Source organism: Halopseudomonas sp. (genome assembly GCF_038130085.1).
Classification (GTDB): Bacteria; Pseudomonadota; Gammaproteobacteria; order Pseudomonadales; family Pseudomonadaceae; genus Halopseudomonas.
Genome location: NZ_JAYPMU010000001.1, coordinates 93,938 through 118,621 on the forward strand (window position 1 = coordinate 93,938; position 24,684 = coordinate 118,621).

Annotated in this window: 25 protein-coding genes; 4 read left to right on the forward strand and 21 right to left on the reverse strand. The window is 58.8% G+C overall.

The annotated features are described in order from the left end of the window. Window positions 1–132: 132 nt before the first annotated feature. Genes AAFM31_RS00430 through AAFM31_RS00440 form a run of 3 tightly spaced genes read right to left on the reverse strand, consistent with a single transcriptional unit; the run spans window position 133 to window position 2,241 of the window. On the reverse strand, window positions 133–714 hold the full coding sequence (locus AAFM31_RS00430) for a DUF1285 domain-containing protein (RefSeq protein ID WP_341705927.1): 582 nt from the start codon (window positions 712–714) through the stop codon (window positions 133–135). A gap of 22 nt (window positions 715–736) precedes the next feature. Then, window positions 737–1,333, reverse strand: a complete 597-nt coding sequence (locus AAFM31_RS00435; RefSeq protein WP_341705928.1) for a DUF4823 domain-containing protein — start codon at window positions 1,331–1,333, stop codon at window positions 737–739. Window positions 1,334–1,341: 8 nt separating this feature from the next. Further along, the gene (locus AAFM31_RS00440) at window positions 1,342–2,241 is read right to left on the reverse strand and encodes a radical SAM protein (RefSeq protein ID WP_341705929.1); all 900 of its coding nucleotides are present in this window, start codon (window positions 2,239–2,241) and stop codon (window positions 1,342–1,344) included. 209 nt (window positions 2,242–2,450) lie between these two features. Between AAFM31_RS00440 and AAFM31_RS00445 the strand changes: the two genes are divergently transcribed. Next, entirely contained in the window at window positions 2,451–4,103 is a 1,653-nt protein-coding gene (locus tag AAFM31_RS00445) for a carboxylesterase family protein (protein WP_341705930.1), read from the forward strand. Here the strand turns inward: AAFM31_RS00445 and AAFM31_RS00450 are convergent. Further along, entirely contained in the window at window positions 4,073–5,110 is a 1,038-nt protein-coding gene (locus AAFM31_RS00450) for an amidohydrolase family protein (RefSeq protein ID WP_371832996.1), read from the reverse strand. The genes AAFM31_RS00445 and AAFM31_RS00450 overlap by 31 nt on opposite strands. Window positions 5,111–5,213: 103 nt before the next feature. Then, the gene (locus AAFM31_RS00455) at window positions 5,214–5,852 is read right to left on the reverse strand and encodes a TetR/AcrR family transcriptional regulator (RefSeq protein WP_341706134.1); all 639 of its coding nucleotides are present in this window, start codon (window positions 5,850–5,852) and stop codon (window positions 5,214–5,216) included. A 185-nt stretch (window positions 5,853–6,037) separates the two neighbouring features. Here AAFM31_RS00455 and AAFM31_RS00460 point away from each other — a divergent pair, with 185 nt between their 5' ends. Then, on the forward strand, window positions 6,038–7,201 hold the full coding sequence (locus AAFM31_RS00460; protein WP_341705932.1) for an aminotransferase class V-fold PLP-dependent enzyme: 1,164 nt from the start codon (window positions 6,038–6,040) through the stop codon (window positions 7,199–7,201). Window positions 7,202–7,409: 208 nt separating this feature from the next. Here AAFM31_RS00460 and AAFM31_RS00465 read toward each other — a convergent pair whose 3' ends face one another. The 13 genes from AAFM31_RS00465 to AAFM31_RS00525 form a co-directional block, all read right to left on the reverse strand. Then, complete coding sequence (locus tag AAFM31_RS00465; RefSeq protein WP_341705933.1) at window positions 7,410–8,189, reverse strand: TatD family hydrolase; 780 nt, start codon at window positions 8,187–8,189, stop codon at window positions 7,410–7,412. 5 nt (window positions 8,190–8,194) lie between these two features. Beyond that, a complete protein-coding gene (locus tag AAFM31_RS00470; protein WP_341705934.1) occupies window positions 8,195–8,551 on the reverse strand; it encodes a PilZ domain-containing protein in 357 nt (118 codons plus the stop codon). Window positions 8,552–8,587: 36 nt separating this feature from the next. Further along, window positions 8,588–9,583, reverse strand: a complete 996-nt coding sequence (locus AAFM31_RS00475; protein WP_341705935.1) for a DNA polymerase III subunit delta' — start codon at window positions 9,581–9,583, stop codon at window positions 8,588–8,590. Further along, window positions 9,576–10,208, reverse strand: a complete 633-nt coding sequence (tmk, locus tag AAFM31_RS00480; RefSeq protein WP_341705936.1) for a dTMP kinase — start codon at window positions 10,206–10,208, stop codon at window positions 9,576–9,578. Before tmk ends, AAFM31_RS00475 begins: the two co-directional genes overlap by 8 nt. Next, complete coding sequence (mltG, locus tag AAFM31_RS00485) at window positions 10,205–11,257, reverse strand: endolytic transglycosylase MltG (protein ID WP_371832997.1); 1,053 nt, start codon at window positions 11,255–11,257, stop codon at window positions 10,205–10,207. The genes tmk and mltG overlap by 4 nt, the downstream gene beginning before the upstream one ends. A 2-nt stretch (window positions 11,258–11,259) precedes the next feature. Then, window positions 11,260–12,090, reverse strand: coding sequence for an aminodeoxychorismate lyase (gene pabC, locus AAFM31_RS00490; RefSeq protein WP_341705938.1), 831 nt, complete (start codon window positions 12,088–12,090; stop codon window positions 11,260–11,262). Continuing rightward, window positions 12,087–13,328, reverse strand: a complete 1,242-nt coding sequence (gene fabF / locus AAFM31_RS00495) for a beta-ketoacyl-ACP synthase II (RefSeq protein WP_341705939.1) — start codon at window positions 13,326–13,328, stop codon at window positions 12,087–12,089. Before fabF ends, pabC begins: the two co-directional genes overlap by 4 nt. A 200-nt stretch (window positions 13,329–13,528) precedes the next feature. Further along, window positions 13,529–13,765 carry an acyl carrier protein gene (gene acpP / locus AAFM31_RS00500; RefSeq protein ID WP_088275384.1) on the reverse strand — a complete coding sequence of 79 codons (237 nt, stop codon included), beginning with the start codon at window positions 13,763–13,765 and terminating at the stop codon, window positions 13,529–13,531. Between the two features lie 172 nt (window positions 13,766–13,937). After that, window positions 13,938–14,678 carry a 3-oxoacyl-ACP reductase FabG gene (fabG, locus tag AAFM31_RS00505; protein WP_341705940.1) on the reverse strand — a complete coding sequence of 247 codons (741 nt, stop codon included), beginning with the start codon at window positions 14,676–14,678 and terminating at the stop codon, window positions 13,938–13,940. Window positions 14,679–14,688: 10 nt separating this feature from the next. Next, the gene (gene fabD / locus AAFM31_RS00510; protein ID WP_341705941.1) at window positions 14,689–15,627 is read right to left on the reverse strand and encodes an ACP S-malonyltransferase; all 939 of its coding nucleotides are present in this window, start codon (window positions 15,625–15,627) and stop codon (window positions 14,689–14,691) included. 86 nt (window positions 15,628–15,713) lie between these two features. Continuing rightward, complete coding sequence (gene plsX, locus AAFM31_RS00515) at window positions 15,714–16,733, reverse strand: phosphate acyltransferase PlsX (RefSeq protein WP_341705942.1); 1,020 nt, start codon at window positions 16,731–16,733, stop codon at window positions 15,714–15,716. Window positions 16,734–16,736: 3 nt separating this feature from the next. Beyond that, window positions 16,737–16,919: a 50S ribosomal protein L32 gene (gene rpmF / locus AAFM31_RS00520; protein WP_104737630.1), complete on the reverse strand. Its 183-nt coding sequence runs from the start codon at window positions 16,917–16,919 to the stop codon at window positions 16,737–16,739. Window positions 16,920–16,938: 19 nt separating this feature from the next. Further along, window positions 16,939–17,460 carry a YceD family protein gene (locus AAFM31_RS00525; RefSeq protein ID WP_341705943.1) on the reverse strand — a complete coding sequence of 174 codons (522 nt, stop codon included), beginning with the start codon at window positions 17,458–17,460 and terminating at the stop codon, window positions 16,939–16,941. 131 nt (window positions 17,461–17,591) lie between these two features. Between AAFM31_RS00525 and AAFM31_RS00530 the strand changes: the two genes are divergently transcribed. Beyond that, window positions 17,592–18,170, forward strand: a complete 579-nt coding sequence (locus tag AAFM31_RS00530; RefSeq protein ID WP_341705944.1) for a Maf family nucleotide pyrophosphatase — start codon at window positions 17,592–17,594, stop codon at window positions 18,168–18,170. Window positions 18,171–18,172: 2 nt separating this feature from the next. On the opposite strand, the gene sppA is transcribed toward AAFM31_RS00530, so the two are convergent. The 3 genes from sppA to rluC are packed head-to-tail and all read right to left on the reverse strand — an operon-like array spanning window position 18,173 to window position 20,809. Further along, window positions 18,173–19,141 (reverse strand): signal peptide peptidase SppA, encoded by a 969-nt coding sequence (gene sppA, locus AAFM31_RS00535; protein WP_341706135.1) that lies wholly within the window; start codon window positions 19,139–19,141, stop codon window positions 18,173–18,175. Between the two features lie 29 nt (window positions 19,142–19,170). Beyond that, on the reverse strand, window positions 19,171–19,857 hold the full coding sequence (locus AAFM31_RS00540) for an HAD-IA family hydrolase (RefSeq protein WP_341705945.1): 687 nt from the start codon (window positions 19,855–19,857) through the stop codon (window positions 19,171–19,173). After that, window positions 19,844–20,809 carry a 23S rRNA pseudouridine(955/2504/2580) synthase RluC gene (rluC, locus tag AAFM31_RS00545; protein WP_341705946.1) on the reverse strand — a complete coding sequence of 322 codons (966 nt, stop codon included), beginning with the start codon at window positions 20,807–20,809 and terminating at the stop codon, window positions 19,844–19,846. Before rluC ends, AAFM31_RS00540 begins: the two co-directional genes overlap by 14 nt. A gap of 672 nt (window positions 20,810–21,481) precedes the next feature. On the opposite strand from rluC, the gene rne reads away from it, so the two are divergent. Further along, on the forward strand, window positions 21,482–24,658 hold the full coding sequence (rne, locus tag AAFM31_RS00550) for a ribonuclease E (protein WP_341705947.1): 3,177 nt from the start codon (window positions 21,482–21,484) through the stop codon (window positions 24,656–24,658). Window positions 24,659–24,684: the final 26 nt, after the last annotated feature.

Genomic DNA, 24,684 nt, shown 5'->3' on the forward strand with positions numbered 1-24,684 from the left:
ATATGGTAAATATCAATATCAAAAAAACACGCTTTTTTGTGTTTTTCGGGTTGACATTCAAGCGGAGCGTTAAGGACAGGAAAGCGGCAAGTTGCCATGCCCAGCATTGGCGCGGGGGAACAGTCAGCGCACCTATTCGGCGCCGTCCATCGGAAAGAACTGACCAGCACTCCAGACGCCAGTGCGCAGCTGACCTGCGACCTCAGTCTCGACTGCGAGATCGACCAGCTCGTAAAAAACCGTGCGACTTATCAGTGCATCCAAATTGGCACGCACACGCACATAGGGGGAAGGCTCCCCCGTCTGCGGATCCAGTTCAACCCGCAAGGAATGATCCATATTCAAAGGCACGGAATCTTCCAGATTCGTCTGAAACGTCAGTTGCTGCTGTTCGCCCTCGCCGCTAACGGTGAGCCCGGTAGCAACGAAAGGCGCATCGTCAACTTGAATACCCCAGCGCTCGACCGGGGTTACAAGATAGTATCGGCCGTCATCATCCAGCCGCAGGATAGTAGAAAATAACTGCGCCAGCGCCAGCCGTTTAATCGGGTCACCCTCGTGGTACCAGGTGCCATCTCGCGCAATACGCATATCCATTTCACCGCTCAACTCCGGATGCCAGAGATGCACAGGCGCAGGATCTCGACGCTGCAATTCGCTGCGCTGAGGCAGGCTGTTCAACAGAGATTGCGGTGGTGGCGCACGATACGACATCGTTCCTCCTGATCAAGCGCATTCAGCGGCCAAGCAACTGGCCCGTGTAATCCTTGAGGGGCGGGCGCAGCAGATCGTCAGGTGATGCCTTGTAAAACTGCAGAAATCCGCCTCGGGTTTCAATGCGGGCGTAATCAACCAGATGCCGCGTACCCACTTCAAATACCATCACCTGCAACACCGCCCTATCCAGACCAACATCCTCCCACTGGCCTGATTCCTCCCACTGCTCAACGCTGCCGACCGCATCAGCTGCGGAGGCAAACCGGGTGTAGAGAAGGTAGTCGTAGCCGTAGCCGCGAGCCTCAGCCAGAGCCTCTTCCAGACCTAGCGGCTGCTGTGCACGGCGCACGATCGGGAATAGCTCTACCGCCGCAGCGAAGGCTTCTTCGGCAACCACGTTCGGTCGAGCGTAGGAATGACCGATTGGCAGGAAGTGACCTTGAGCGATATACAGCTTGGAGTCGGACTGCAGAACCCAGGTGCTGCTGCGCTGAATGCGGTAGTGGTTCAGCACGCCGGCATCACCAAGATAGTAGCTGGCCTGATCCTGCATATCGGACGGCTTCATGCATCCAGCGAGAACAAGAATTCCGAGCAGAACCAAAGCCTTGCGCATAAAACCTCCTAAAGTCCGCGCATCCACTCAGGTCGCAGACCAGCCTGATCGGGGCGACTGATCGCATGATCTATCTGCGCCAGCAGCCTTGCTTTGTCCTGCCCCAGCTCGCCTTTGAGCACCAGCGCATTAGAGGCATGGTCGCTGCGAAAAGTGCTGTTGTCCAGCTCCAGCGCTTCAACGAATTGACGCAATTCGCCAAACAGTTGCTGTTGGTTCAATTCAGTAAAATCGGGGTAGCGCTGCTGGAACCGCTCCATACCCTGCGGGAAGCTGACCACCAGCGTGGACACAAACTCAGGCTGAGTCTCGTTCAGCAACTTGGCTGAATTCAATGCGTGCTGCGCACTGAGAGATACACCACCCAACCCATTAAGAATCATCACCGAACGCCTCAACCCTGCCTCGCCGGCCTTGATCAGCGCATCAGCTGTAGAGGCACTGGTCTCCCCTTTATTAACGCGCTCCAGTACCTCGTTATCGCCAGACTCGGCGCCGACATACAACATTGCCAAGCCAGCCTCACGCAGCTCTTGAAGCTCTTCAACCGATTTGCGCTTGAGATTGCGCGGCAAACAGTACGACGTCACCCGCTCAACACTCGGGATGTGTTCGCGAATGGCTTCTAAAATACGTAGCAGACGATGCGTCGGCAGCACCATGGCATCGCCATCGGCCAGGAAGATACGCTGGACGATATAGCGCTCCCCCACGCGGCGGATTTCATCCAGCACTTCCGCCTCGTCGCGAGCCCTGAACTTCTTCTGCGGCGCGGTGTACATCTCGCAGAACGTGCACTTATTCCACGAGCAACCATTAGTAACCGGCAGAATCAGCGAATGCGCCTCACTCGGCGGGCGAAATACCGGCTCGATATAACTGACCGGAAACGGCTCTTGCATCGCCATAACTACTCTCCTCGAACCCAGGCAACGTGCTGCGAAAAACCGCACATCATAGCCAGTGCACCCCGCAAAGCAAACCACCCGGACGTGTTTAGCCGACTGTGACAAGGTTCACATATAGTTTCCCTGCATAAACAGAACGCACATTCGCCCTGAAATCAGGCCAGTTACGCCTTCTGCCTCAATAAAAATCACAGTACAGGACAATAATAATGAGTACTGCCCGCTCGTGCGCCACTACCCCATCAACTTTCAAGGTACTTAGCCTTGCCGTCGCCGCACTGTCGCTGTCCGCCTGCCTATCAGGCGGTGGCGGTGGGTCTGACGCTCCCAACCCCCTCGCTGTCGAGACCACCGAAGGTTCAGTCGTCGGCATCAGAAGCGACGGCATCCGCGTCTTCCGCGGCATCCCGTATGCGGCTCCGCCAGTCGGCGACCTACGCTTTGCTCCGCCCCAGCCACCGGCCACTCGAACCGACCCACTGCGGCTGAGCGACACCTTCGGCAACAGCTGCCCTCAGTCAGACCTCAACACCGGGGCTGCCGTCGGCAACGAAGATTGTCTGTACCTGAACGTCTACGCCCCCGCTGATGCCGAGGGTCTGCCGGTAATGGTCTGGATTCACGGTGGCGCGTTCGTATTCGGCAACGGCGGCGGCGAGTACGACCCCACCCGATTGGTCGAGCAGGACGTCATTGTTGTTACCCTGAACTATCGTTTGGGCAATCTCGGCTTCCTCGCCCACCCGTCTCTGGAGTCCGACGCGGGCAACTTTGCCCTGATGGACCAGCAACTGGCGATGGCATGGGTCAAGAACAACATCGAGGCCTTCGGTGGCGACCCAAGCAACGTCACTATCTTCGGCGAATCCGCTGGTGGCCACAGCGTGATGAGCCACATTGTCTCGCCCCGCGCCGAAGATGCAGATCTGTTCCAGCGCGCCATCGTCCAGAGCGGCTCCTACGCGCCCTTCCAGATGCCCAAAGCAACCGCCCAGGCCATTGGCATGAGCGTTGCCACTAATCTGGGCTGCAACGAGTTGGCAACGGCCGCAGACTGCCTGAGAGCACTGCCGGTTTCAGCGCTGCTCGCCGCTCAGGGCTCCCAAGCAATACCCGTGGTAGACGCGTCTGATGACCTGTTACCCAAGTCGATTCAGCAAGCTCTCGCCGACGGCGACTTCAACACTTCACTCGACATCATGATCGGCAGTAACCAAAACGAAGGCACCCTGTTTGTGGCGCTGGACGAGGTCGGCGGCGACCCGATTGACGACGAGGCGGAGTACCGTGAACGCGTGGCGGAGTTTTTCCAACCCTATCAGGCCAGCATCCCGTTCGACGACAACCAGATCGCTACCGACTACCTGACCTTCTTCAACAGCGCAGCAAAACCGTACGAAGCAGCACTGTCAGGCATCTGGACCGACTTCATGTTTGCCTGTAACGCCTACTCGCATGCCACCACCTTCGCCAGCGCCAGTATGAATACCTTCCAATACTGGTTCCGCGACGAAGACGCGCCCTGGACCCTGGTGCCGCCCTTCGCTGTCACCTTCCCACTGGGCGCTACCCATGCAGGCGAGATCCCGTATGTTCTTTACCCTCAAAGCATCATGGAGCAGCGCTACACCGGTGATCTTGGTGATCTGACCAGTCTGTCCGGCGAAATGGTTGACTACTGGACCCAGTTTGCCAAGGACGGCGACCCCAACACCACCGACGGTGTGGCCGCAGCGTGGCCGCAGGCAGCCACCAGTAATCTGCAGGTCCTCGACGCGCCCAACGCGAGCAGTGTGAGTACGCTGAGTTTCCTCGGCTATCACCGCTGTCTCTACTGGGCCGAGCCACCGCTTACACCCTGATCGGTAGGCACACCCCCGACGGGCGCAGCCCCATCGGGTAGGATCGCAAGAAAGTTGTCCCGCGCTACGGCGCGGGCAACTTTCTCCGGCAACGCGTCGAGAAAGGCATCAAAGCCCCTCATATATTTTTCGATACTGCCGAACTGCCCCACGACATCCGAGCCGAGCATAAAGCGCTCGGGAAAATCTTCAACCAGTTGAACCCATTCCGGATCCGGGCGACCGTCATGATCAAGCAGATACGGATCACGCACCGTCCACGACAGGTCGATATACAGATTTGGATATGCAGTCAGTAGACGCCGCACAGTCGGCAGCAAGAAATCCAACCGCGTCTGATGACGATGAATTTCCATACTGGTGCCCGCATGAGCCCAGATAAAACGCACCCGCGGATGATTGCGCAGCGGCTCTTCCATTTCAGCCAGATACAGGGGGTTACGCTCACGCTGAGAGGTGATATTGCTATGAATCAGCACCGGCAGATCGTACTCGGCCGCCAACGTATAAACCCGGTGCATCGCCTCGCTGTTCGCCCGCGGCGGCTCACCGTGAATCAACGCCGTCAGGTCATCGTGTCGGGTGAAAACCTCGCCCAAACCTTGCCAGACGCCCGGATACATCTCCAACATACGCCGGACGTGAGCATCAGCGTTCTTGTCGTTGGGGTTGAAGCCGGACAGAAAAGGGTGAAAACGTTGACGCTGCGCCGGAGACAATGACTCGAACGCCTTGGCTACCAGCACATCGGTTGCGCTAAACCAGTAAGCGCCGCCATCGTCGCCGGCATAATAGCGTGGCCGTTTCGGCTCGTTCTCATGCCACTGCTTGGCGACCGGCACACCGCTGAGCATAACGTGCGCGACGCCCGCCTCATCCATCGCCTGCAATAGTGCTTCCATGCCCTCCGACTCCTGAAAGAAGTCGACATAGTGAAGATGCGCGTCGGCGTAGCGGTAGTCTCGCGCCTGCGCCAGTGTGACGAACGGCGTGCTGAAAGCCAGCACGCAGCATGCAAGGAAAGAGGACTTGAACACGATAGGACTCCTGTCACGGCTGCGCAGTCTGAGACTGCCAGCCCGGACAGGAGTTCAGGTGGTCTCAGGCCGCCTACCCTTCCTCTCCATCCTTACGACGCTTGAAGCGATTGCCCATGCGCACCCCGACGTCCATCAGGAATTGCATGTAGCCTTCCTTGTCCTTGATAACGTCTTGCCAGAACGGCGAGTGATACATGGCCATGGCGCCGTGAACCAGCGCCCAGGCCGCGCAGTAGTGGAAATAGGCCGGCACATCTTCCAGCTTGCCATCGTCGATACGCGACTGAATCACGCCAGTGATGTGATTGAAGTTGGACGTGCGGATCTGGTGCAGCTCCTCGACCATGGCCGGAAGCTGGTTGGACTTGACCACCTTCTCTTCCAGTCGGTCAAACAACCGGTAGCGCTCCGGGTCGCTCATACGAAACGCAAAGTACTCACGAGAGAGCGCGGCCTTGTCGCGTTCGATGGATTCGGAATGCAGCAGATCGGCCAGATCGCGCTCGTAATCAAGCATCAACCGCAGGTAGATCTCTGCCTTGGATTTAAAGTGTTTATAGATGGTACCTTTGCCAATCCCGACCTCGTCGGCGATCATCTCAACCGTTACGCTGTCTTCGCCCTGCTCAAGGAACAGACGCAACGCGCTGTCGAGAATTTCCTGTTCGCGACGACGAAATTCGCGAACTTTACGTGACTCTTTCTGCATCAAGGTACCCAGATTCAAATTGGCAAAGTGCCCCATTATGCCAACTTCATGACCCTCTGCCCAGATTTGCTTATAAGCTGACTATCCAGTTCAGATGTGTCTAAATATGGAGCCTTTGGCCATTCTGGACTGACACCACGAAGCAGTCCGGCTTTTGACCGAAATGACACCAACGCGAGGCGCCCATGAACCTGAACGAAAGCTGGCTCGACGAGTTCCCCCAAGACACCGGGCTCTGCTATCTCAATCACGCCGCCGTCGCACCCTGGCCACGGCGCGCCGCCGAGGCGGTCAGCGCCTTCGCACACGAGAACCTGCAACAGGGTGCACGGGACTACCCTCGCTGGAGCCGCACTGAACGCCATCTTCGGGAGCAGCTGCAAACGCTCCTCAACAGCCCATCGAGCAATGACATCGCCTTGGTCAAAAATACCTCCGAGGCACTGTCCTTCGTCGCCCAAGGTATCGCCTGGGATGTCGGCGACGAGGTGCTGATCAGCGATCAGGAATTCCCATCCAACCGTATTCCTTGGGAAGCCTTACTGGAACTCGGCGTCACGTTGCGCAGCGTTTCGCTCGGATCACAACCGGAACAGGCGCTGATCAACGCCATGACAGAACGCACGCGCCTGCTCAGCATCAGTTCAGTGCAATACGGCACAGGCCTGCGAATGAACCTGCAACTGCTGGGAGCGGCCTGCCGCGAGCGCAACATTTTGTTCTGCGTCGATGCGATCCAGACCTTGGGCGCCCAACCGCTGGACGTTCAACACATTCAATGCGACTTTGCCATGGCTGACGGGCATAAATGGCTACTAGGCCCCGAAGGCCTGGGAGTGTTCTATTGCCACGCCCGCGTGCGCGAACAATTGAAACTGACCCAGCACGGCTGGCATATGGTCGAAGCGATGGGCGATTACGACCGCAGCGATTGGCGCCCCGCCGCGTCGGCACGACGCTTCGAGCCGGGCAGCCCTAATACGCTCGCACAACAGGCACTGTCTGCCAGCCTCTCACTGCTGCTCGACGTTGGCCTGGAAACCGTTGCCAGCGAACTCGACAAGCGGATCTGCCTGCTCGCCACTCTGCTGTCAGCACTCCCAGGCGTAACGATACTCAGCGACCTGAGCCCCGAGCGCCGCTCCGGCATCATCACATTTTCCGTAAGCGGCGTAGACCTCAAGCCGCTGCATCGAAAACTGATGGACGCCGGGGTAATCTGCGCACTTCGAGGTGGCGGCATTCGCTGGTCGCCACACTTCTATAGCAGCGAGGGCAACCTGAAACTGGCGGTCAGCAGGCTGGACACCTTGATTGCCGAGGCGCGCGATAACAACGCTTCACGATAAGATGCGCAAAGCGTATTCCAAATCAGTTTATAAAAGCGGCAAAGGTCAGTGGAAAGACGAGTATTTTCGACAATACTGAAGCTATCAGGACGGGCACATCCCCCAAGTGTCAGCCCTGTTAAGACAGGCCCTGTCCTGTCTCTGTATCACTCCTAATGGTCTTAACCCGAATTCCTCCCCCAGAATTCGGGTTTTTTTTGCCCGGATTTCAGGTTTGAGACAGCGGGAATAGACGATGGAAGTTGTCTGTTGTCTGCTGCTGCAGACGCTCCAGCGACTCGCCGCGCAAATTTGCCAAAAAGGCCGCGACCTCACACACGAACTGCGGCTCGTTCGGCTTGCCGCGATGCGGAATCGGCGCCAGGTACGGCGAATCGGTTTCGACTAGCAGGCGATCCGCCGGCACCTGGCGAGCCACCTCACGCAAGGCATCGGCATTGCGAAACGTCACGATTCCCGACAGCGAAATGTAATAGCCCATATCCAGCGCGGCGCGCGCCATGTCCCAGTCTTCGGTGAAACAGTGCAGCACGCCAGCGTTGGCCAGATCCGCCTCGCGCAGCATATCCAGTGTATCTTGACGTGCGGCGCGGGTATGGATCACGACCGGCTTACCGGTCTGCTGGGCAGCCTGCAGGTGAATGGCAAAAGAAGCCTTCTGCTGTTCGGCCAGCTCCGGTTCGTAGTGATAATCGAGCCCGGTTTCGCCAATAGCAACGGTGCGTGGATGATCAAGCGCCTTCAGCAACCAGTTCAGATCAGTCGCATTGCCGTCTTTCAGGTCAAGAGGATGAATGCCGACGCTGCAAAAAACATCAGCATAGCGCTCCGCCAGTTCCTGCACGGTTGCCGCGTTGTCGGCATCCACACCAATACAGAGAAACTTGCCGACGCCACGCGAACGCGCCGCATCCAGCAAAGCGTCTAGAGAGCCGTTGTAGGGAGTTAAATCGAGACGATCGAGGTGACAGTGAGAATCAATGAGCATGAAAACTACATGGTATGGGTCGGCCGGTCAGACTGCAGCGCACCAGCCAGATAGGTTTCGATTTTGCTGCGAGCGGTATTGTCCTGATCACTGAACTGGACACCGATACCTGCGGCGCGGTTACCCTGGGCGCCCTTTGGCGTCACCCAGATGACCTTGCCCGCAACCGGAATTTTCTCCGGCTCATCCATCAGGTTCAGCAGCATGAACACCTCGTCACCGAGGCGATAGTTCTTGTTGGTCGGAATGAACAGACCGCCGTGCTTCACGAACGGCATATAGGCAGCGTACAGAACGGACTTGTCTTTAATAGTCAGCGACAAAATGCCGTTGCGAGGACCCGGAGCCATGGGATTAGTCATTGATCATTCCTTTCACTCAACGCGATGCCCGCCAGATTACCGCCTTTCGGCCAGCATTTTCCAGCGCGCGAGCAGCTTTTCGAGGAACAGCTGGCGGTTCAGGTTGGCCTTGTTGTCAAACTGACGACGATGTTGCAACAACCAGTCCTGCCAATCGAGCAGCTCGCTGACGTTGATACGCTGCGCCAAATAACCCAGCACCTTGTCCATGTCGGCGCTGTTCGCCGTCTCCAGCGCCCCTTGGTTGAGCTTCAGCAGCTCTAGCGTCCAGGCGGCAAACCAGTCGAGCAGCAACTCCAGAGCCACACCATTCCATTGCTCTGCGAGTTTGGGTGCCGATATCTGCCCCTTGAGCAGCGCCTTGACGCCCTCGACCACCTTTTCACGCACGGTAATCGCATCCTGCGCCTTCAGGTCCAGAGCCTTGAGCGGCGCTCCGGCTGCCATCTGCAGCAGCAGAGACCGTTGTGCGCCGTCAACATCGGGCAGCTCGGACTGCAACCAGGCCTGCGCGCCCTGCTCGGCCGGCAATCCCAGTGGCTGCACCCGACAGCGACTGCGAATGGTCGGCAGCAGCCGACTCGGCTGATCACTGACCAGCAACAGGTAGGTCTCAGCAGTTGGCTCTTCAAGCGACTTGAGCAGCGCGTTGGCCGCGTTCTGGTTCATTGCCTCCGCCGGGTGCAACACCACCACCTTGCGTCCGCCCTGTTGGGCCGTTTGAGAGATGAAATCCACCAGTTGCCGAATCGCATCGACACGGATTGCCTTGCCCGCCTCCTCCGGCTCAATCAACAGCAGATCAGGGTGGCTGCCGGCCTGACGCAGCAGACAGCTGCGACATTGCTGACAGGCGCCCTGAGCACTCGGCGTGTCACACATCAACCAGGCAGCAAAGGCACCGGCAAAGGCGCGCTTCCCGGCCCCGGCCGGGCCGCAGAACAGATAGGCATGAGCGAAGTGCGGCTGACCAACCAACGCGCCCCACACCGGCTCATGCCAGGGTAATGGTGTCCGAGCCTGTTCAAGCACGCCAGTGCTCCAGAATCTGCTCGATCACCGGTTCAAGATCGCGCTGCACCTGCGCCAGCTCACCACTGGCATCCACAACCCGGTAACGCTCCGGGTTTGCGGCAGCACGCTGAAGGTAGGTAGAACGCACGCCGTCGAAGAACGCGCGCTGCTCACTCTCAAAGCGATCAAGCGCGCTGCGCGCCCGCGCCCGCGCCATGCCCACTTCAACCGGCACATCGAGCACCAGGGTCAGATCAGGGCGCAGCTCACCCTGCGTCCAGGATTCCAGCGCGGCAATGCGTGCAGCATCGATGCCACGCCCGCCGCCCTGATACGCATAGGTAGCATCGGTAAAACGGTCACTGATTACCACCCGCCCCTGCGCCAGCGCCGGGCGAATCACCCGACTCAGATGCTGCGCGCGCGCGGCAAACACCAGCAACAGTTCGGCGTCGGGATCCATCGGTTCTTCATGATGCTCAAGCAGAATACCGCGCATCCGTTCAGCTATCGGTGTACCGCCCGGCTCACGGGTCAGCAGCGGATCACAACCAGCGCGGCGCAGCGCGTCGGCAACGTAGCCGAGATTGGTCGACTTGCCTGCGCCTTCAGGCCCTTCCAGGGTGACGAATACACCTGTCATTGCGCACTCTCCGGAGCGGGACTGGATCGGTAATCCTTGCGGCGCTGCAGCTGATAGGCTCGCACCGCGCGGTTATGCTCTGCAAGGGAGTTGGAGAACACGTGCGATCCATCCCCTTTGGCAACGAAATACAGACTCTTGCCGTCAGCTGGATGCACCGCCGCCTCAATGGCTTCACGCCCGGGCATAGCGATAGGCGTTGGCGGCAGGCCGTCAATCACATAGGTGTTATACGCCGTCGGCTGCTGCAGATGGCGACGACGAATGTTGCCCTGATAATCTGAGCCCAGACCGTAGATCACCGTAGGATCGGTCTGCAGACGCATACCGATGCGCAAACGCCGGGTGAACACACCGGCAATCTCGGCGCGCTCCGACGGCACCCCGGTTTCCTTTTCGACAATGGAAGCCAGAATCAGCGCCTCGTACGCAGAGCTGATCGGCAACCCCTCATCGCGCCCAGCCCAGACCTCCTCAAGCACCACCGCCATGCGCTCGTGCGCACGCTGCAGAATGGCTCGATCACTCATGCCGAGCGTGTACTGATAGGTATCTGGGAAGAAGCGCCCCTCCGGATGTTCGCCTTCATAGCCGAGCGCCGCCATCACCTCAGCATCGGTCAGTTGGGCAGGCAAGGTTTGCTGCAGATGATCAGCCGATGCCAGCGCACTGCGCACCTGACGAAAGTTCCACCCCTCGACCAGGGTCAGACTGCGCTGCACCACATCACCGCGCTCCATCATGTGCAGCAACTCGGCAGCGGTCATTTCAGGCTCCAGAGCGTACTCACCGACGTGCAGTACCGCCCCCTCCATCTGCCACTGCCAATAGCGACGCAGCCAACTGCCCCCCTCAAGCACGCCCTGCTGTTCCAGTTGAGCGAAGACTCGACCAGGCGAGCTGCCCGCTTCTACCACCAAGGTTTGCGGCTCACTCAACTGCAACGGTTGATGCAGCGCACGCTGCAAGGTAAGGAACCCCCACACACCACCGGTCAGACCGACGACAATCACGAGGAAAAGTGAAACAGCCAGAAACTTGCCAAAAATCTTCACAGATAAACCTGTTCAGCGAGGGATTGCAGCAGTCGGGTTTCACTACCCACCTGCCATGCCCGGTCGCCCAGCCGGATAACCGGCCAGACCCCAATCAAACTGTTACAACAGAAAACCTGATCCGCCTGATGCAGCGCGTCAAGCGTCAACGCTCCCACTGTGAACCGCTGTCCCCGCTCCAGCATTCGAGCCAGCAGATAATCGCGCATCACACCTTGCACACCACAACGGCTCAGGTCAGGCGTAACCCACTCGCCGGCAACCCGAGCAAACAGATTGCTCATGGTGCCCTCTACAACGCGCCCCTGCTGATCACAGACCAGCCCTTCGGCAAATGCAGGATCCTGCCATTCGCTACGCGCGAGCACCTGTTCGAGCCGATTGAGGTGTTTGATACCAGCAAGCAACGGTTGATCGGACAATCGCGTTGCACAGCAATACAATTGAACACCGTCGCGCCGGTCCGCCGGATACTCCGGCAGCGGGAAGACAGCAATCACGCGGGTGGGTTGCGCATCAGCGGGCATCGCATATCCACGCTGGCCGCTGCCTCGCGTCAGAGTCAGCTTCACGACGCCATCCCCTATGGCGTTGGCAGCGCTGCCAAGCTCCTCCTCAATCAGCTGACGCCGAAAGGGAATCCTCAAGACATCACAACCGCGCTGCAAACGCTTGAGGTGCAGTTCGAGCAGGGGCAACCGCCCCTGACTCGCACGCAGCGTCTCGAACAAGCCGTCACCATAGGCCAGCCCACGGTCAGTTACGGGCAGATGATCTGCAAGCTGCCCGTTTACCCACGTCGTGGCCACTGGAATCGAGTGGCTCATTCGCAGCGACGAAATACCAGGCTGCCGTTGGTGCCACCAAAACCGAAGGAGTTGGACAGCGTGACATCGATCTTGCGTTGCTGTGCCTGATGCGCAACGTAGTTCAGATCACACCCTTCATCGGGGTTATCCAGGTTGATGGTCGGCGGAGCGACCTGGTCGCGCAGAGCCAGCACACTGAACACAGCCTCTACCGCACCAGCAGCACCCAGCAAGTGGCCCGTCATCGACTTGGTCGAGCTGATAGCCAGCTCATTGGCGTGAGCGCCAAACACGGACTTCACCGCACACGTCTCGGCGATATCACCAGCCGGCGTCGAGGTGCCATGCGCGTTGATGTAGTCGACCTCGTCAGGATTCAAACCGGCATCCTTCAGCGCATTAGCCATGCACTTGGCACCGCCACGACCATCCTCCGGCGGCGCAGTCATGTGATAAGCGTCACCACTCATGCCAAAGCCCACCAGCTCGGCATAGATACGCGCCCCGCGAGCCTTGGCATGCTCATACTCTTCCAGCACCATGGCGCCAGCACCGTCGGACAGCACAAAACCGTCGCGTTCACGATCCCATGGACGACTGGCGCCCTGCGGGTCATCGTTACGGGTCGACATGGCACGGGCTGCAGCAAACCCGCCCAACCCCAAACCCGTCGTGGCCATTTCGGAGCCACCGGCGACCATCACATCAGCTTCACCGTAAGCGATATTGCGCGCAGCCATACCGATACTGTGAGTGCCGGTGGTGCACGCAGTGGTCAGTGCGTAGTTTGGCCCCTGAAGACCGTACTGAATGGACAGATAGCCCGCGACCATATTGATGATCGAGCCAGGCACAAAGAAAGGAGAGATGCGACGCGGGCCGCTGTTCAGCAACTGCTCACAGTTCTTCTCGATATTGGTCAAACCACCAATACCCGACCCCATGACAACGCCGATGCGATCACGGTTCTCATCAGTCACTTCCAGACCCGAGTCTTGAATTGACTGGATGCACGCGGCCAGCCCGTACTGGATAAACAGGTCCAGCTTGCGCGCTTCCTTGGCTGCCATATACAGCTCAACGTCGAAGTCACGTACCGAGCCACCGATGCGGGTCGCGAACGCACTCACATCCATATGTTCAATCGGGCCAATGCCACTTTTGCCCGCCAGGGCCGCCTGCCAACTGCTCTCTACCGTATTACCCAGAGGAGACAGCATACCCAGACCAGTTACAACAACGCGTCTGCGCGACACGGCACACTCCTTATTCAAATCGTGAAAACCGCCACAGGCTTACCACCCGTGCAAAATCGCCCTATTGTCCGTGCAAATGCCGCCATCGGCAACACGAACCGCGGCACAGCCGACAAGTGCAAAGTATCCAGATGCAAGAAAGCCGCAGACTGGAAACCAGTACTGCGGCTTTCTTGATGTCCTGCAAGCAGGCTACGTGATTACTTCTGGTGAGCGTTCACGTAGTCGATAGCTTCCTGAACAGTGGTGATCTTCTCGGCTTCTTCATCCGGAATCTCGGTCTCGAATTCTTCTTCGAGAGCCATCACCAGCTCCACGGTGTCCAGGGAGTCAGCGCCAAGATCTTCAACGAAAGAAGCACTGTTGGTTACTTCTTCTTCTTTGACACCGAGCTGCTCGGCAACGATTTTCTTGACGCGTTCTTCGATGGTACTCATACCTTGTTCTCACTCCTATTTGCAGTTCCGAGAAGCCGGACTGCGGGTAGTTTATAGAAACAATTCTCTTGGTTTCAAGCGCGAATCGTCTCTGACGCAAAGAGGTCAAAGCCTGCGGCTTCCACCCATTGAAACTCTTGCTGCCCTGGCCCAGGCCAGTAACAGCAGCAAATCACATGTACATACCGCCATTGACCGGCAGTGTAGCACCGGTAATGTAGCCCGCACTCTCGCTTGCCAGGAAGGCAACCGCGGCAGCAATTTCTTCAGCCTGCCCCAGACGAGCAAGCGGAATCTGCTCCAGCATCACCGAACGCTGGCTGTCATTAAGCGCACGCGTCATGTCAGTGTCAATAAAGCCCGGTGCTACAGCGTTCACAGTAATCGCACGCGAGCCGACTTCCCGCGCCAGCGCACGGGTAAAGCCTTCCATGCCGGCCTTGGCCGCAGCGTAGTTGGATTGGCCAGCGTTACCCATGCAACCAACCACAGAGCTGATGTTGATAATACGCCCCCAGCGACCCTTGGTCATGCCCCGCAGAACCGCCTTGGACAAACGGTAGACCGAACTGAGGTTAGTACCGATCACATCATCCCACTCGTCATCTTTCATGCGCATAAGCAGGTTATCGGCGGTGATACCGGCATTATTAACCAGGATAGCTGGTGCGCCGTAAGCATCAGTAATGGCGGACAGCACCGCACTGACCGAGTCCGCATCACGCACATCCAGCTTCATGCCAGTGCCCTTGTAACCGGCCTCAGCCAGCTTGTCAGCAATGGCTTGCGCGCCGCTATCGCTAGTCGCCGTACCAACAACAATGGCACCCTGAGCCGCCAGTGCATGCGCAATAGCCTGACCAATCCCTCTGCTGGCACCGGTAACCAGTGCAACCTTTCCTTCCAGACTCATGTCCTGCTCCTCAAGCAAACTGCGCGCGGAATGCTTCAAAGCCCGCCACGCTTTCCAGACTGTGGTTGTTGACACCTTTGGCGCAACGTTTGTTCAAACCACCGAGAACTTTGCCCGGGCCGCACTCGACCAAATCGGTCACACCCTGCTCAGCCATATAGACGACCGACTCTACCCAGCGGACCGGGCTATACAGTTGCTCTACCAGCAGCTGACGCAGCGCTGTCACATCAGAGGCCGGACGCGCACTCACGTTCTGAACCAGAGTAATTTCCGGTGCCCGCCAGGTTAGCGCCGCAAAGTCCGCAGCCAGTTGCTCCGCGGCGGGCTGCATCAGCGCGCAATGGGATGGCACACTGACCGGCAGTGGCAATGCACGCTTGGCACCGGCAGCTTTGCAGCCATCAATCGCACGCGCGACGGCATCGACCTGCCCCGCAATCACGACCTGACCCGGCGCGTTGAAGTTGACCGCACTGACCACATCGCCTTGCGACGCAGCAGCACAGATATCAATAATCTGCTGATCCTCAAGACCGAGAATAGCCGCCATGCTGCCCTGACCTTCGGGCACCGCCTGCTGCATCAGCTGACCACGACGCTCGACCAACTTAACGGCATCGGTAAAATCCAGCACATTGGCCGCAACCAGCGCCGAGTACTCACCCAGACTGTGACCTGCAACAAACGCCGGGCGCACATCAGACTCGGCACACCACAGACGCCACAGCGCAACAGACCCAGTGAGGATCGCCGGCTGAGTTCGATCAGTACGATTCAGGTCAGCCTCAGGACCGTTCTGGCTGAGCGCCCACAGGTCATAACCCAGAGCACCGGATGCCTCAGCAAACGTGTCCTTGATAATCGCGTGCTGCTCAGCGAGTTCGCTCAGCATGCCAACGGACTGCGAGCCCTGACCGGGGAAAACAAAGCCAAGGGAGTTAGTCATAACATCATCCTGTTATCAAAAGATTGCAGAGAGTCTAGACACATGCGTGTGACATTGGAGTTTGGATGCCAGCCGCAGGCACGAGGTCACAGCGCGGCCCTGCATTCACGGACGCGACCAGCAATTCGCTCCGGTAAGCGCACCTCGCACGCCTTTACGGTGTGCCCGATAGCAGCCAACATGGCTCCTTCATCAGCAGCACCATGACTCTTCATCACCACCCCGCGCAAACCAAGCAGGCTGGCACCGTTGTAACGTGCCGGATCGTGGCGCTCGCGCGTACGCCGGGTCGCATGCAGCACCATCGGTGCCAGCCAGCGCAACAACCAACTACTGGCTACAGCGCCGCGCATTTCAGCCTGCAGATAACCCGCCAGACCCTCGCTCGCCTTCAGCAACACATTACCGACAAAACCATCGCAAACAACCACATCAGCCTCACCGCGAAACAACCCGTCACCTTCTACCGGGCCGACGTAGTTCAGCTTTGGGCAGGCCCGTAACAGAGCGGCAGCCTCACGCACCTGGCGATTACCCTTGTGCGTCTCGCTGCCAATATTGAGCAGACCGACCCGGGGCGCCGGATCACCACTCAGCTCCCCAGCGGCAGCCGCCCCCATGACAGCGAACTCGAACAACTGCTCGGCCGGGCAGTCCACGTTTGCACCCAGATCAAGCACATGACACAGACGACCAGATACCGGCAATGCCGCCATGATAGCGGGACGACGAATTCCGTCCAGCGTACCCAGCACCGCACGCGCCAAAACCATCAGCGCACCGGTATTGCCAGCACTCAGACAGCCATCAACGAGACCATCGCGAACCAACTCAAGCGCAACCCGCATGGACGCATCACGCTTACCGCGCAGGACGCTGGCAGGCGGATCATCAGCAAGAATTTGCTCACGGGCAGGACGAAACGAGAGGCGATCAGACGCAAGATCAGAATCCGTCAGCAACGGCTCGACCACGTCGGCAGCGCCAACCAGAGTGATATGCAGGGAGGGGTACAGCGAGAGACTGCGTAGCGCAGCGGGGACAATGCAGCGGGGACCGCGGTCCCCGCCCATCACATCAATCGCAATGCGGATTGACGTGGACAAGACTTATTCGTCGTTGTCCTTGTTGATCACCTGACGACCACGGTAGAAACCGTCAGGAGAAACGTGGTGGCGCAGGTGAGTTTCACCAGTGGTCTTGTCAACGGACAAGGCGGCGGCGGACAGGGCATCATGCGAACGACGCATGCCGCGTGCGGAACGGGACTTTTTGTTCTGCTGAACAGCCATGACTAATAAGCTCCTAAGCTCAGGTATCGCGTTTTAATTTGGCCAGCACGCTGAAAGGATTAGGCTTCTCAGACTTTTCCTCCAGCTCCGCCGTCTCAGGGCGATACCCTGGCGGATGCTGACATGTTTGTTGCGGATGCATCGGAACTGCAGGCAGAGCCAAAATCAGTTCATCCTCGATCAGCGCAAACAGATCGAGCGGTTCCTCACCCACAATAACCGGTTCATAGTGACGAGGAAGCTGTTTGGCTGCCTCGTCGCTCGTTACAAAACCCACATCACATTCACTGTCGATCGGCACAACAACCTGCTCAAGACAACGCTGACACAACAACGGCGCATCAACCTGGTAATGGCCATGCATAGTCGCTATGCGCTGCTCGTCTCGGGAGAAATACAGTTCAACCTGAACCTCTCCAGTCGTGGCCTGCAACACAGCCGAAAAACGCTCAAGACTACTCACCTTCACCGCGCCTTTCAGCGTGATTCTGCGGTCAACCAGTCGAGCCGGCTCAATGTGCGAGGGTATGGTTCCAGACATGAGCGCACAATTCTAGGGGCACAAACCCCGCCTGTCAAAACTATTTAAACCCTTCAGCATGCCGTTCGGCGGCTCACACTACGATCATCGAAGCCGCTACCATAAGCAACCCACCAAGACGGAGACGCCCCATGCCAAAACTGGTGCTTGCCTCAAGCTCACCCTACCGCAAAAACCTGCTGGAGCGCCTGCAGCAGCCGTTCGAGTACGTATCACCCGACATTGACGAAACACCCCTTCCGGGCGAGTCAGCAACCCACCTGACCGAACGCCTTGCACAAGCAAAAGCTCGCGCACTCAGCCAACGCTTCAACAACCACTTGATCATCGGCTCCGACCAGGTATTACTCCTCGACGGCGAGCCGGTCAGCAAGCCCCTCAATCACGCCGCAGCCGTCGATCAACTCACGCGCAGCAGCGGCCGCACTCTGACCTTCTCGACAGCACTGTGCCTGCTCAACAGCGCCAGCGACACTCAGCAAACCTGCGTCGAACACGTCCACGTGACCTTTCGACACCTGCAGCCCGAAGAAATCGAGCGCTACCTGCAACTTGAGCAACCCTACGACTGCGCCGGCAGCTTCAAATCGGAAGGGTTCGGCATCACACTGATCGCACGCATGCAGGGTGACGACCCAACCAGCCTGATCGGCCTGCCGCTGATTCGCCTGCGCGCAATGTTAGCCAATGAAGGCCTGGCCCTCCCCTAAACTCAGCGCAATACCGGCCCCTCTAAACCAAGTCGCGTCGCCAGCTCCGCACCGGCACTGGCGCCCAGCTGACGAGTAAAGCGCTGCAGTGGCGACTCCTGACGAGTGAAGTCGACCAGCTCTGCTGCACCGATGACGTCACGCGCAACAGCAGAAGTGCTCGACAACCCATCGACCAGACCAAGCTCCAACGCCTGCTCCCCCGACCAAACCAGACCACTGAACATGTCCGGGGTCTCTTTCAGGCGATCACCGCGCCCCTCTCGCACGCTGCGAATAAACTGTTCGTGGGTCGTATTGAGCAGCTGCTGCCAGAATGCGCGCTCATCCGCCTTTTCGGGCTGGAAGGGATCCAAAAACGCCTTGTGCTCGCCAGCTGTATAGGTGCGCCGCTCCACACCCAACTTATCCATCGCACCAACAAAGCCGAAACCTGCAGCAGTCACGCCAATGGAGCCAACCAGGCTTGCCTTATCGGCATAGATTTCATCCGCAGCCGAGGCGATGTAATAGGCGCCGGAAGCACCAATATCCGTGATTACCGCATACACCTTTACATCGGAATGCAGCGCGCGCAGCCGCTTGATCTCGTCGTAAACGTAGCCGGACTGCACCGGGCTCCCGCCCGGGCTATTGATGCGCAGAACGATTCCTTTGGTGTTCTCGTCCTCAAAGGCCTCGCGCAGTGCCCCAACCAGATTGTCCGCACTGGCATCTTCCTGATCAGCAATCACCCCGCGCACCTCAATTACTGCAGTATGCGGCCCCACTGCCGCAGCGGACCCAATCTTGCCCAGCGGCGATATCAGCAACAGCGCAACAAACAGATAGGTAAACGTCAGCAACTTGAAGAAGATCCCCCAGCGCCGAGAGCGACGCTGCTCTTGGAGAGACGCAGTCAGCGTCTTTTCCAGCAACTTCCAGGCTTTCGCATCCTCATCAGCGCCTCGCGAACCAGCAGCGGACACCATTTCACCCTCAGTCCAGCGATCCCGATCCATTACACCCTCTCAATCATATTGTGCCCAGCAACGACTCGATTAGCCTGCAGCCAGACCGGCATTTCAGCGAACACATCAATACAGTCCATAGGCCCAAAGGCAAGCAACTGCTCTCTCGACTGCGCGCCGTAACTGACGGCCAACGCACACATCCCAGCGTTATGCGCCATCTGAATATCAAACCCGCTATCACCCACCATCAACGCAGTGGACGAGGAAGCCCCCAACTCATCCAGCAGCTGATACAGCATGGCGGGATCCGGCTTACTCACCGCCTCGTCTGCGCAGCGCGTTGCATCGAAGTAATCGAGCATATCGTGCTGCTCAAGAATACGGACCAAACCGTTTCGACCTTTACCGGTCGCCACAGCCAAACGAAACCCTTGAGCACGCCAGCTATCTAGCGCCTCACGCACGCCCGGAAACAGCGCGACCGGCGCCTGTTCACCAGACAGATAAAAGTCGCGATAGGCATCGACTAGCGCAACCCAAAGTTGCCGATCCCGCGGAAACAGCGTCGCCGCCGCTTCCGGCAACGCCAACCCGATAATGCCACGCACCGCGTGCGCACTGGGCACGCTTAGCCCAACCGCCTCAGAAGCGCCCTGCATGGCACGAACAATATGACCGACCGAGTCAGCCAGAGTGCCATCCCAGTCGAAGATCAGCGTATCAATCGCCGACATTACCCAGCCTGCGCAACGTTTCATCCCACATCGGCCCCGGCTCGGCCTCTACCTCAAGCAGATTACCGTCAGCCATTTCCACAGACAGCGACCGCGCATGCAGGAACAGCCTCTTGCCTCCCATCTCGCGCAACTCACGAGAGAAATCATCATCGCCATACTTGGGGTCGCCCCCAATGGGGTGACCCGCATACTTGGCATGCACCCGAATCTGATGGGTGCGCCCGGTAATCGGCCTTGCCTCAACCAGCGTCGCGTAATCCGCAAAGCGCTGCAGCACCTTGAACTCGGTCAGACTCTCCTTGCCAGCCGGATCCACTTCAACCATCCGCTCACCCGAGCGCAAATTGTTTTTCTGCAACGGCGCATGAACCTTTTTGGTGGATCCGGGCCAACGTCCGCGCACCAGCGCCCAATAGCGTTTATTGACACCATCACCGCGCAATGCCGCGTGCAGATGCCGAAGGACACTACGTTTTTTGGCGATCATCAGACAACCGGAGGTGTCTCGATCAAGCCGATGGACCAACTCCATCTGCGGACAATCCGGGCGCAGCTGACGCATGGCCTCAATGACACCAAAATGCAGTCCGCTGCCGCCATGCACAGCCAGCCCCGCAGGCTTGTTAACAACAATAAGCCCCTTGTCCTCGAACAGAATATTCTGCTCCAGCGCATTGAGAATGCCCTGCCCGACCAACACCGGCTCGTTCGGCGCCGGCAGGCGCACTGGCGGAATGCGCAGCTGATCACCAGCCTGCAGGCGGTAGTCCGGCTTGACGCGCCCCTTGTTCACTCGCACCTCACCCTTACGCAGGATGCGGTAGACAAGCGTTTTGGGCGCACCCTTAAGGCGCGTGATCAGATAATTATCAATGCGCTGACCCGCCTGATCGGCGGAGATATCATCGAATTGGACCTGGGTAGGCAGTTCAGGAGAGGTGTTTTTCATCGGCGCATCATACAATTTTTCATTCAATTGAAGCACTTAAAAAATGCTGCTATAGTCCGGCGAGCTGCCGATTCTGCAGCCGGGGATCCCAGGTCAAACAACCCTGCCAAACCCCAGAAACAACTACATACAGCCCGGCCGCAGCAGGCAACACCGACCGCCGACGGGGCTTATGTTTACACCCTGGTCATCGTGATGAAGGCCAGAACATTAACCCGCTACCGACCAACAACGGAGCGGCACCCGATTCAGATGGGTACGTGTTTAGGTGGAGATGCACAGCTTCAGGATGATGTGACGAGCGTAGACACTGGCCATATAGCGTGTCCCCGTCCCCAATCCCGCTGATTCCTCCCCAAGGATTCCCGGCAGCCGCGCCAGGTGCGACGGCTGTATGGATCGAAGGCCCCCGCAGACAATGCGCTGACGCCCCAGATCCCCTTCCGGCAGCCACCCGCTGCCGCGCCCGCCAGAATCGCTCTGCCGGGAGTCCAGAAGCAGTTTCTCTGTATGCAGTAGCTGTAACAGATTGAACTGTCGTCAGAACATGACGATGTGAACTCTGCATCTCGGCCGAGTGCCGATGACAGAAACACACCTGACACCGAACCATAGAGTCGCAGGTGCCGTGACCGTGTAGACCGGAAAGCATCGGAAACACAACGGTACTTCATGAAAAGAATGCTCATTAACGCAACTCAACCCGAAGAGTTGCGTGTCGCCCTGGTAGATGGTCAACGCCTCTACGATCTGGACATCGAGTCCGGCGCCCGCGAGCAAAAAAAGGCCAACATCTACAAAGGCCGCATTACCCGCGTCGAACCCAGCCTGGAAGCCGCTTTTGTCGACTTCGGCTCCGAACGTCACGGCTTTCTCCCGCTCAAGGAAATCTCCCGCGAATACTTCTCCAAGCAAGTTGAAGGTCGCGTCAATATCAAAGACGTTCTGAAAGAAGGCCAGGAAGTTATCGTCCAGGTCGACAAGGAAGAGCGTGGCAACAAGGGCGCAGCCCTGACCACCTTCATCAGCCTCGCCGGTCGCTATCTGGTGCTGATGCCGAACAACCCCCGCGCTGGCGGCATTTCCCGTCGCATTGAAGGCGAGGAACGCAACGAACTGCGTGAAGCCCTGAACAGCCTCAACGTTCCTGCCGACATGGGCATGATCGTCCGCACAGCCGGTCTGGGCCGTAGCGCCGAAGAACTGCAATGGGACCTCGACTACCTCCTGCAGCTCTGGGAAGCTATCAAAGGCGCCTCTGAGGAGCGCAAGAGCCCGTTCCTGATCTACCAGGAAAGCAACGTCATTATTCGCGCCATTCGCGACTATCTGCGTCAGGACATCGGCGAAGTCCTGATCGACAGCGCCGAAGTCAAAGAAGAAGCGCTGAACTTCATCAGCCAGGTCATGCCGCAGTACGCGAGCAAGGTCAAACTGTATGAAGACAGCGTTCCGCTGTTCAACCGTTTCCAGATCGAAAGCCAGATCGAAACCGCGTTCGAACGCGAAGTGAAACTGCCATCCGGCGGCTCCATCGTCATCGACCACACCGAAGCATTGGTCTCCATCGACATCAACTCCGCCCGCGCAACCAAGGGTGGCGATATCGAGGAAACCGCGCTGCAGACCAACCTGGAAGCGGCCGAAGAGATCGCCCGCCAACTGCGCCTTCGTGACATCGGCGGCCTGATCGTCATCGACTTTATCGACATGACGCCAGCCAAGAACCAGCGCGCTGTCGAAGAACGCGTCCGCGAAAGCCTCGAGGCCGACCGCGCCCGCGTTCAGGTTGGCCGCATCTCACGCTTTGGCCTGCTGGAGATGTCCCGCCAACGCTTGCGTCCGTCTCTGGGCGAAACAAGCGGCATCGTCTGCCCCCGTTGTAACGGCCGCGGCACCATCCGTGACGTGGAATCCCTGTCGCTGTCAGTACTGCGCCTGATCGAAGAAGAAGCCCTGAAGGAACGTACCGCCGAAGTCCGCGCCCACGTGCCGGTGCCGGTTGCCACCTTCCTGCTGAACGAAAAGCGCGACGTACTGGCCAAGACCGAAGCCCGCACCCGCGTGCGTGTACTGGTTCTGCCAAACCCGCACATGGACACGCCACACTTTGACGTTCAGCGTCTGCGCGATGACCACGAGTCCGTTCTGAACGGCGAAACCAGTTACAACGCCACCAGCACCGTCGAGGTCGAAGAACCGACCCCGGTTAGCCAGACCCGCGCCATTGTCCGTCAGGAAGCGGCCGTCAAGGCGCTCTCCCCGGCCCGTCCGGCTCCGACCCCGCCAGCTGCCGTTGAGGCCGTCCAGGCAGCCCAACCCAACCTGTTCAAGGGCTTGATCAAGAGCCTGGTTGGTCTGTTCGCCAGCGAACAGCCCGCGGAAGAGCCGGCCAAGCAGGAAGAGCAGCCGAGCAACGAACGCAAGCGTGAACGCAGCAGTCGTAACGCCGACGAGCGCCGCAACAACCGCAACCGCCGCCAGCGCGGCGAGCGGAGCGAACGCGGTGAGCGCGGCGAACGTAACGAGCGCAGTGATCGCAGCGAACGCGGCAACCGCCAAGACGGCGAGCGCAAGCAACAGCAGCCACGCGCAGAGCGCACTGAGCGCACTGAGAGCGAAACCACAGAAACGCGTACTGAAGGCACCAACCAGCAACGTCGCCGCCGTCGCTCGGCTGCTGCCCCTGCTGCTGACACTGAACAGCGCAGCAACCGCGAGGAAAATACGCAGGAGCGCCAGCCACGCGAGCAGCGCGAGCGTCGTCCTCAGCAGCCGCGCCCAGAGCAGGCCGAGCAGGTTGAAGAGCAGGTTAGCGCCGCTGATGTAGCCGACGAAGCTGTCACCTCGGAAACCGAGGTTGCCGAAGGCGAGCGTCCCAAGCGCCGCTCACGCAGCAGCCAACGTCGCCGCAACAACCGCCGTCGCCCGCAAGCCGAAGGTACCGCCGACGCCGATGGCAACAGCGAAGGGACTGATATCCCGGCAGCAGAAGGCAATGCGGAAACGGTCGCTGCAACGGCTGCCGCAACAGCAACCATCGCCACTGAAGCTGCACAAACAGAAGCAGCTCCGGCAGAGCAAGCGCCCGCAGAATCGAGCCAGGCTGACGTTGCTGACGTGCAGGCACCGGTCGAAGCCGGCCTGACCGAAACAGTGACCAAGGTCGAAGCGTCTATCGAAACCGCAGTCGAAGCGTTCAGCCAAGCCCAGCCGAAGGAAGCAGAAGTCGAAGCCGAGACCGCAGGCGATGCAGTCGAAGCACCGACCGAAAGCACTGAAGTGCAGGCGGCCGAAGAAGGCGAGACTGCAGAACAGGTAACCGAAGCAGCAGCCCCGGAAGCCGAAGTCGAGGCGAAAGCCGAAGTTAGTGCTGCCCCCACTGCCGAGGCACCCGCGCAAGAGAGCAAGGCCGAAACCGTCGCGGAGCAACCAGCCGAGACCGAGGCCAGCATTCCTGCACTAACCGAGAGTGGCCGCGCTTATAACGACCCACGCGAGATCCGCAAGCGCCAGCTTGAGGCCAAGCGCCAGGCCGAAGCAGAGGCAGCGAAAGCCGCTCAAGCCGAGCCCGAGGAAGCCGTCGAGGCAGTACCTGCAGAGCAAGCAGAGACTGTCGCAGAGATCTCCGAGCAAGCTCCGGCCGTCGAAGCGCCCGCCGAACAGAGCGAGCCACGTCAGGTTGACCTGCTCGACAGCACCGCTGAAGAGCAAGCGACTGAACGTGCCGACGCGGCAGCCACTGCTGAAACAGAGCAAACCGAAGCAACCGCAGAAGACGCTTCGGAGCAAGCAGACGCAGAGCAAGCCCCTCGTAAGCCTGAGCTGACCGAGGGCGACAAGACCTGATAGTCAGCCACAAAAAAGGGGATGCA